General features: G+C 46.1%; 6 protein-coding genes. 5 read left to right on the top strand and 1 reads right to left on the bottom strand.

All coding sequences use genetic code 11. The features are described from left to right. Positions 1 to 39 precede the first annotated feature (39 nt). Together ACLFWI_RS22100 and ACLFWI_RS22095 are read left to right on the top strand one after the other, a co-directional pair. On the top strand, positions 40 to 648 hold the full coding sequence (locus ACLFWI_RS22100; protein ID WP_446414707.1) for a hypothetical protein: 609 nt from the start codon (positions 40 to 42) through the stop codon (positions 646 to 648). Between the two features lie 85 nt (positions 649 to 733). Next, positions 734 to 2,269, top strand: a complete 1,536-nt coding sequence (locus tag ACLFWI_RS22095; protein WP_446414706.1) for a DUF5691 domain-containing protein — start codon at positions 734 to 736, stop codon at positions 2,267 to 2,269. A gap of 19 nt (positions 2,270 to 2,288) precedes the next feature. Here the strand turns inward: ACLFWI_RS22095 and ACLFWI_RS22090 are convergent, their stop codons facing one another. After that, positions 2,289 to 3,248, bottom strand: a complete 960-nt coding sequence (locus ACLFWI_RS22090; protein WP_446414705.1) for an Rpn family recombination-promoting nuclease/putative transposase — start codon at positions 3,246 to 3,248, stop codon at positions 2,289 to 2,291. 221 nt (positions 3,249 to 3,469) lie between these two features. On the opposite strand from ACLFWI_RS22090, the gene ACLFWI_RS22085 reads away from it, so the two are divergent. The 3 genes from ACLFWI_RS22085 to ACLFWI_RS22075 all read left to right on the top strand — a co-directional run bounded on the left by ACLFWI_RS22085 (position 3,470) and on the right by ACLFWI_RS22075 (position 8,138). Further along, positions 3,470 to 4,576, top strand: a complete 1,107-nt coding sequence (locus tag ACLFWI_RS22085; RefSeq protein WP_446414704.1) for an ATP-binding protein — start codon at positions 3,470 to 3,472, stop codon at positions 4,574 to 4,576. Positions 4,577 to 4,629: 53 nt separating this feature from the next. Further along, complete coding sequence (locus tag ACLFWI_RS22080; RefSeq protein ID WP_446414703.1) at positions 4,630 to 5,061, top strand: FHA domain-containing protein; 432 nt, start codon at positions 4,630 to 4,632, stop codon at positions 5,059 to 5,061. Between the two features lie 743 nt (positions 5,062 to 5,804). Continuing rightward, positions 5,805 to 8,138, top strand: coding sequence for a DUF5682 family protein (locus ACLFWI_RS22075; RefSeq protein WP_446414708.1), 2,334 nt, complete (start codon positions 5,805 to 5,807; stop codon positions 8,136 to 8,138). The last annotated feature ends 98 nt before the right edge of the window (positions 8,139 to 8,236 follow it).

Raw genomic sequence — 8,236 nt, 5'->3', positions numbered from 1 at the left:
CTCTACCCAACCTACAATACCTAAAACTCAGGAGTATTTATGTCTAAGCCCAAAATTTTGCAAGAGGGAACCAGCTATAGTTTTCGTTCCTACTTTGAACTACCCAATGATACCGATGAAATCCTGGCAGAGTTTGGCTATAAGTTTGAACGCCAGCGCCTTCACTTACCCAAAATCACTCGTGAGATTGAGTATCTTTCGGAGTTACAGCAGCAGTTAGAAGACACGATTCCTTATGTCACTCTCAGTAGTGAAACAGCGAAGCGGGAAATTTTGATTGCGCCAGTGTTGGCGCGAGTGGCGGTAATGTGCCGCCGTTTGCTACGCATTGAGTACCCGTTGAAGGTTAATGAGCAACTTCAGGGGAATTTAGATTATTTTATTGAGTCGGAGATGGGATTAATTGTTATTGAAGCGAAGCGGGATGATTTGACGCGGGGGTTCACTCAACTGGCGGTGGAGTTGATTGCGTTGGCAATGCTCCAGGAATCACCGCAGGTGTTGTATGGAGTGGTGACTATTGGGGAGTTGTGGGTTTTTGGTAAGTTAGAGCGAAGTACGTTAACAATTATAAGAGATATTGGGTCTTATACGTTGCCCGATGATTTGAGAGAGTTAGTCAAGATTTTAGGGGGGATTTTAGAGTAAAAGGGTAGAAGGTAATAGAGTAATCAATTCAGAGGAACCTGTTCGATTAAAATCGAGTTAACATCCTATCGTCGGTAAAGCCTCAATGAGTCTCTGGCAAGACGTAATCACCACCGCCTTAGTTGGCACAGAGAGACGAACTCTCACGCTCACTCCAGCCACTAACCCACTCGGTCAACTTTTATCCCAACTGAATCCGACTGACCCAGAAGCCACCTTACTCAGCGCGGCTGGGGCAATTTCTCTCTATCACCGCGCCGGACAACGCCCGATTACCGATAACCAACCCCTACCCCAACCCTGTCCACCTGAAGATAAACCCCCCTGTAGCCCTCGCGCCGCCCACTATCTGAAATTGATGCTACAAAAAGAGCGGGTCAAACTGTTACCGGAATGGTTAGCCACCGCCGCTACCGCCGGATATCGTGTCCCCGACTATTGTTTGCCAGAGTTACTCGAAGTTGGACGTACTTCACCCCAGTTACGCCCCACCATTCTCCCGGTTTTGGGTCAGCGAGGGCGTTGGTTAGCCGCCCAGCATCCGGATTGGAATTATGTGGGAGAGGAGGATATCGAACAAACTTGGACAAGCGGAAGTCTAGACGCCCGCAAACTCCTATTGCAACATCTACGGCGTGAACATCCCGCCTCAGCACGGGAACGACTTGTAACTGTGTGGCAACAAGAATCGTCAGATGGCAGAATTGCGTTGTTAAACACCCTGCAAATTGGCTTAAACCTGGAGGATGAGACATTTTTAGAGGTGGCATTGGATGACCGCCGCCAAGAGGTGCGGCGCCAAGCGGCTCATTTATTGGCACAGTTACCGGAATCGAGTTTATGTCAGCGGATGAAACAACGCATCCAATCAGCAATCACATTTCGGCGCAAGCGTAACCGTTTACATCTGGATTTTATCCTCTCTGATGATCATGAACAAGAGATAACTAGAGATGGCATTGATAGCAAACAGCCACCTCAGTTATTAGGCAATAAAGCCTGGATGATTTTACAAATTGTCGCCGCGACTCCCCTTTCTCTGTGGTCAGAACTTCAGGAAGAATCCCCGGCTGAATGGATACAAGCGGCGAAGCGGAGTGAGTGGGATCATTCCTTGGTTGAAGGCTGGGCGGTAGCGGCGATGGGACAACAGAATCGGGAATGGGCAGAGGTTATACTGCCGTTTTATAGTACGTTTAAGGGCTATTTAATCCCGCAAAATCAATTAATTTCTGGATTAATTAATGTTCTATCCTTTGAACAAAGAGATAGTTTTTTCCTGAATTTATTCCCATCTAGTAAGGTTCCCTTTAACAGCAAACATGCGGCGTTTCCGTTATTAACCCATTGCCACTCTCCTTGGAGTACCGAATTGACAGGTATCGTTTTAGACGGTGTGCGCCGCTATCTGAAGAAGACGGATAATCCTTACGATTGGTCGCTGTCTACTGGACTAAAAGAGTTTGCCTATTTTATGAGTCCTGATATTGTCCCCGAACTCTCGACCCGTTTCAGCAATATTGTTCCGGAACGGTCGGCTTTAGCCTCCTATTGGACAGAAATTATCGACGAAGTATTGGCAATTTTGCATTTACGATATGAAATGGGCAGAGAAATTTGAGCCTCAAATGTTTCTTGGTTTATTGGTTTATCTCTGCCAATAACGTTAATAAATCTTCCCAATTATTCAACTCAAACATAGCATCACTTAACTCTTCTAAAGCTGACAAAGACAAACTTTCTACTAAGCTATTGAGTTCCACTGTCTGGTCTGGAAATCGCTTGTTCAGCAGACGCAGGACTAAAGCGCGTGCTTCTGTAATGCGACCTTCTTGGCGACCTTCTTGGCGACCTTCTTCCCGCGCCTCCTTTGATGCTTCTTCAGTAGCATATTTGATCCGTCCTATCTCATCGCGCAACTGCATGGCTCGACGACTAACTTCTTCCGCTTCTGCTGGTGTCAGGTTCGCTTGATTGGCTATCGTTAAAGCTTTTTCTATTGCCGTAACTTCTGCCAAACTTTCTGGAATTTCTTCTAAGTCTTGAGCCTGCGTCATAAAATAAATCCATTTCTCTGCCAATGTCTGTAACTCTGGCAATTTTTTCACAAATCTCGGTAATTCTACAAAAATTAGCTGCAATTCATGTTCAGGATATTCCGATGAGCTGTCTTTGTCTTTGAATACAAAATGATGAATATATTTATGGCTTTCTTTGAACAGAATAAAATCGGTGATTGTTATAGCAATAACTGGCGTAATCTCCAGGTAATAGTCTCCTGATGTCAACTGATTAGCATAAGTTTTGCAGAGATTGTAAATCCCTCGCTTATGAAAAGCAGCTATCCGTGCGACCTGGATTTCAATGAGGACAATTTCTCCATTATTTAGAACAGCCCTGATATCCAAGTAACTATCTTTTAATGTTTCGACTTGACCAGGGTTGTAAGGGTTGACAATGGTTAAACTAGAAATGACATTTTCCCCATTGTAAACAATTGCATTTAAGAAGCTGATCAGAATGTCTTCGCTTTGGTCTGAGCCAAATATTTTTTTGAAGGCATAATCAATTTTTGGGCTAATAAATTTTTTCTTAGTCATAAGTTATTACTCTTTTAAGCTATTGGCTTTAATTGCCTGAATATAAAATTTGCAGGCGGTACTAAGTTTTGCAAATAGTCCTAAAACGCTGACAAAGGTCGTAGCTTGCTTGGCGCTTCATGAGGATGACAAAGGACGAATGACATAAGACAAAGGACGAATAGGGAGAAAGTTAGTTTAGTATAGCAGGTACGGAAGAGCCTTTTTCAGGACAAACAACTGTGAATCGTGCAAAGATAAACAATCAAAACTTTTTATTGCGTGAACATGCGGAACAACAGTTTGCCGCAGAATTGGCGGAATTGGCAAAAGCAGATCAACGCCAGCGCCCACCGAACTGGAATTTATCCCCCTGGGCAGTCACAACGTATCTATTGGGAGGTACACTAGAAAACGGGTTTGTGGTATCGCCCAAGTATATCGGCGATCGCAGACTGATAGAAATAGCGGTTGCTACTCTCACCACAGACCGATCATTACTCCTGATGGGGGTTCCGGGAACCGCCAAGTCCTGGGTATCAGAACATTTAGCCGCCGCCATTTCTGGGGATTCAACCTTACTGATTCAAGGTACAGCCGGAACCAGTGAAGAATCCATTCGCTATGGGTGGAACTATGCCCAATTACTCGCCCAAGGTCCTTCGATGGAAGCGTTAGTGGCGAGTCCGCTGATGGTGGCGATGCGGGAGGGTAAAATTGCCCGGGTCGAAGAGTTGACTCGGATTCCGGCAGATGTCCAAGATACCCTGATTACCATGCTCTCGGAAAAGATGCTACCAATTCCCGAATTGGGGGATCAGGTGCAAGCGATTAAAGGCTTTAATATTATCGCCACAGCGAATAATCGCGACAAGGGTGTCAATGACCTGTCTAGCGCCCTCAAACGCCGTTTTAATACTGTTGTCCTTCCTTTACCTAAAACCATCGATGAGGAGGTGAGTATTGTTCAACAACGGGTAGAAAGCTTAGGACGTGCTTTAGAACTCCCGGTGCAAGCCCCCGCTTTAACTGAAGTCCGGCGGGTGGTGACGATTTTTCGAGAATTGCGTAGCGGTATCAGCGAAGATGGGAAAACTAAACTAAAATCTCCCAGTAGTACCCTGAGTACAGCCGAGGCAATTTCGGTGGTGAATAGTGGCTTAGCCCTAGCTGCCCATTTTGGCGATGGACATCTCAGTGCTGAGGATATTGCGTCGGGATTGGTGGGGGCTGTGGTGAAAGATCCGATCCAAGATAAGCTGGTGTGGAACGAGTATCTTGAAACTGTGGTCAAAGAACGCAAAGGCTGGACAGACCTGTATCGTGCTTGCCGAGATTTCGCATCTTAAAGTCGGCGACTTCTGTGGCTACTATTATCTGTAGTGATTGAGCATAAGTTGAGATGTTGCCCATTGAACCTTCTCCAGACTCTCCACCCTCATCGGATCACTCATCTACCGACGCGGTGAGTTCAGATACGTCCGATTTTGCCGAGGGACATGTTCTCATTGTTCAAGATGACCGAGGACGACATCGGTTTGTTTTAGACGGTGAACTCTATTCCATTGGCAGAGATCATGGTTGTGATATTCGCCTGTACTCCCAGTTTGTCTCCCGTCACCACGCCACGTTAATGCGAGTAGAGGGTGAGAATGGGCATGATGCCTATCGCATTGTTGATGGCAATCTCAAAGGGAAATTAAGTTCTAATGGCTTGTTGATTAATGGTCAAAAGCACCAAAGCTATGAGCTACAAAATGAAGAGGAGATTGTCTTTGGTCCTAATGTGAAGGCGGTTTACTACCGAGTGCGTCGGGAGCAGATGGAGGGTTAATTTGTCTTATGTCATTATTCCTTTGTCTTATGTCTTATGTCAGCGTTTGAGGATTATTTGCATCACTTAATCTCAATTTATATAAGTCAAACCTTTTTGACATAAGGATTCAGTTTGGATTTTCTCAAGTTTATTCGGTTTTTCCTGACAATGTTAAGGAAAGTATTCGCCGTAACCCACCACCTTATTCGTTTCAACGGGTAAACTAACGATGAGAATTCCTCAACAAAATAATGGATTTCCCGGTAACGATAGTGGGGCGAGTCGAGATAATTAATGGATTTCCCGGTAACGATATGCAGCGACTCGCCCCTACAGCCGATACAGCGTCGATCGCCAGTAGCCAGTAGGGTGGGTTAGGCGATAATTAATGGATTTCCCGGTAACGATATAAGTAAAACTTTATAGTCTTTCTGCTAGCCTTTTAAATCTGTCAAGTAACGCAAATGATACATTTTATGTTAAGGAATGTGAACAGCTAAAAAATAACTGGAAACCCTAATCTTGCCGTTGTGCTGGCACTGTAGTATGATTTGTGAAGATAGATTAAACATGAGACATTGGGTTTTTATTCGCTTTTATCAATAAATTAAGTCAAAAAATCTCCCAATTGCCGATTCTGCCATTTTAAGAAACAAGCACTACAGATACTACACGCAGATCTCAACGACACAATTTTGGCAACGCCATCGGTTGCTGATTTGACAAAAAAAACGCTATATGCAGGGGAGTTAGACGAAAACATGAGCATCCATATCTTTGGCATACGTCATCATGGACCCGGATGTGCGCGATCGCTGTGTCATGCTCTGGATAATCTCAACCCCGATATCCTCTTAGTAGAAGGTCCCCCGGATGGGGATGGGATGCTCCCGTTAGTTGCCCATCCCCAGATGCAACCGCCTGTAGCGTTATTGGTTTATAGACCCGACCAACCCCAACAAGCAGTGTATTATCCCTTTGCTATCTTTTCCCCAGAATGGCAAGGAATTGATTATGCCTTAACTCAAGGGATTCCGGTGCGGTTTATGGACTTGCCCTTGGTGCATCAGTTGGCAGAGGGAGAACGTAGAGACGTTCCGGTGGAACGTCTGGGAGATGGGGGAGCGGAGGAGCAAGAGATTCAGTATGATCCTTTGGGTTATTTGGCAAGAATTGCTGGGTATAGTGATGGGGAACGCTGGTGGGAACAGTTAGTCGAACATCGCCAGGAGAGTACGGATGTATTTGAGGCGATTTTAGAAGCAATGACGGCGTTGCGTCAGGATGTACCCCCCAGAGATGATCCGAGGGAAGCCCAACGGGAAGCCTATATGCGGAAACTGATTCGGGCGGCGCAAAAAGAAGGATTTCAACGCATTGCTGTTGTCTGTGGCGCATGGCACGCCCCCGCTTTGGTGGATATGCCTGCGGCGAAAGCTGATAATGCGTTGCTGAAAGGATTGGCGAAAACAAAAGTTGCAGCCACTTGGATACCTTGGACCTATGGACGACTAGCATTTAAGAGTGGCTATGGGGCGGGGATTGAATCGCCGGGTTGGTATGGTCATTTGTGGGATTGTTATCAGGATGGGGGAGTTGACTCAACCCTGAGTCAGGGCGGGTTTTGTACAAACGTGACTATCAATCGCGACAAGAGAGTCCCTAAACCCGCCCCTACACAATTAATCATCAACAATCAACAATCAGCGATCGCGATTCGGTGGTTGATTAAGGTGGCGCGGTTATTGCGTCAGGAAGATTTAGATGCCTCATCTGCCCATATTATTGAAACGGTACGGTTAGCAGAATCTTTGGCAGCATTACGCGATCGCAGCTTACCAGGTTTGCTGGAGTTAAATGAAGCCACGCAAACTGTTCTATGCTTTGGCTCTGATGTGCCGATGGGTTTAATTCAAGACCAACTGATTGTGGGTGAACGATTGGGAGAGGTTCCTGATGATACACCCATGGTTCCCTTACAACAGGACTTACAGCAGCAGCAGAAACGCTTACGCCTCCGGGCTAATCCCACCGAGAAACAGTATGAACTAGATTTGCGGAAAACCAACGACTTGGCGCGATCGCATCTTCTCCATCGTCTAAATTTACTCGGCATTCCTTGGGGGATACGACAATCAACCAAGGGAAAAGGAACCTTTAAAGAAGGGTGGCGGGTTCAATGGCATCCGGAATTTGCGGTGAAACTGATTGAAGCCGGAATTTGGGGGAATACGATTGATACAGCGGCGACGGCTTATGCCCGGAATCAGGCACAACAGGCTCAAGCGCTACCCAGTCTGACTCAGTTAGTCGAAACTGTTTTATTGGCAAACTTACCCGATGCGTTACCGGAGGTGATGCATCGCCTGCAAACTGAAGCCACCCTTAACCGAGATGTCGCCCAATTAATGGAAGCGTTACCCCCATTAGCGCAGGTATTGCGCTATGGCAATGTCCGCCAAACCGATACTCGGATGATTATCTCAGTGGTGGATGGCTTGGTGACGCGGATTTGTCTGGGTTTACCCTTAGCTTGTGCATCTTTAGATGATCAAGCAGCACGGCATATCGATCAGCGTATCCAACAAATGAATTACGCGATTTCACTATTAAATAATCCTGACTATAAACAATCCTGGCAACAGGTATTATGGCAACTGGCAGATCAAGCCAACCTGCATGGGTTACTCGCGGGTCGAAGTTGTCGATTATTATTGGATGCTGGGGTATTAACTGGGAATCAAGCCTCTCGTCGGTTAGAATTTGCTCTATCTCAAGCTAGTGAAACCCCTCAAGCGGCGGCTTGGGTGGAAGGGTTTTTGCAGGGGAGTGGATTGTTATTATTGCATGACTCTACCTTGTGGCAGATAATTGATGATTGGGTTACTCAGCTTCCAGGAGAAACCTTTACCGAGATATTACCGTTATTACGCCGCACCTTTGCCCAGTTTTCTACGGCTGAACGCCGCCAAATTGGTGAACGAGTCAAACGGGGAACCTCAGTTGAGGTAATTGGGGTAGGGGAGGAGGAATTGGATAGCGATCGCGCGAATGCGGTTTTGCCAATTGTGGCGCAGTTATTAGGCGTGAAATAGTAGGGGCGGGTTTAGGGAATCTATTGTCGCGATTGATAGTAACGTTGATACAAAACCCGCCCAAATGACCAAATGGTGATGGTGTAGGGGCGGGTTTA

Origin of the sequence: Coleofasciculus sp. (assembly GCF_046539235.1) — a bacterium.
Classification (GTDB): domain Bacteria; phylum Cyanobacteriota; class Cyanobacteriia; order Cyanobacteriales; family Coleofasciculaceae; genus Coleofasciculus.
The sequence above is the reverse complement of the archived record's forward strand: the minus strand, read 5'-3'. Positions and strand labels throughout refer to the sequence as shown.

Bases quoted from the DNA above. Each gene is read 5' to 3' on its own strand.
- ACLFWI_RS22100 (WP_446414707.1), top strand. From the start codon at position 40: ATGTCTAAGCCCAAAATTTTGCAAGAGGGAACCAGCTATAGTTTTCGT.
- ACLFWI_RS22080 (WP_446414703.1), top strand. From the start codon at position 4,630: ATGTTGCCCATTGAACCTTCTCCAGACTCTCCACCCTCATCGGATCAC.
- ACLFWI_RS22090 (WP_446414705.1), bottom strand. From the start codon at position 3,248: ATGACTAAGAAAAAATTTATTAGCCCAAAAATTGATTATGCCTTCAAA.
- ACLFWI_RS22095 (WP_446414706.1), top strand. From the start codon at position 734: ATGAGTCTCTGGCAAGACGTAATCACCACCGCCTTAGTTGGCACAGAG.
- ACLFWI_RS22075 (WP_446414708.1), top strand. From the start codon at position 5,805: ATGAGCATCCATATCTTTGGCATACGTCATCATGGACCCGGATGTGCG.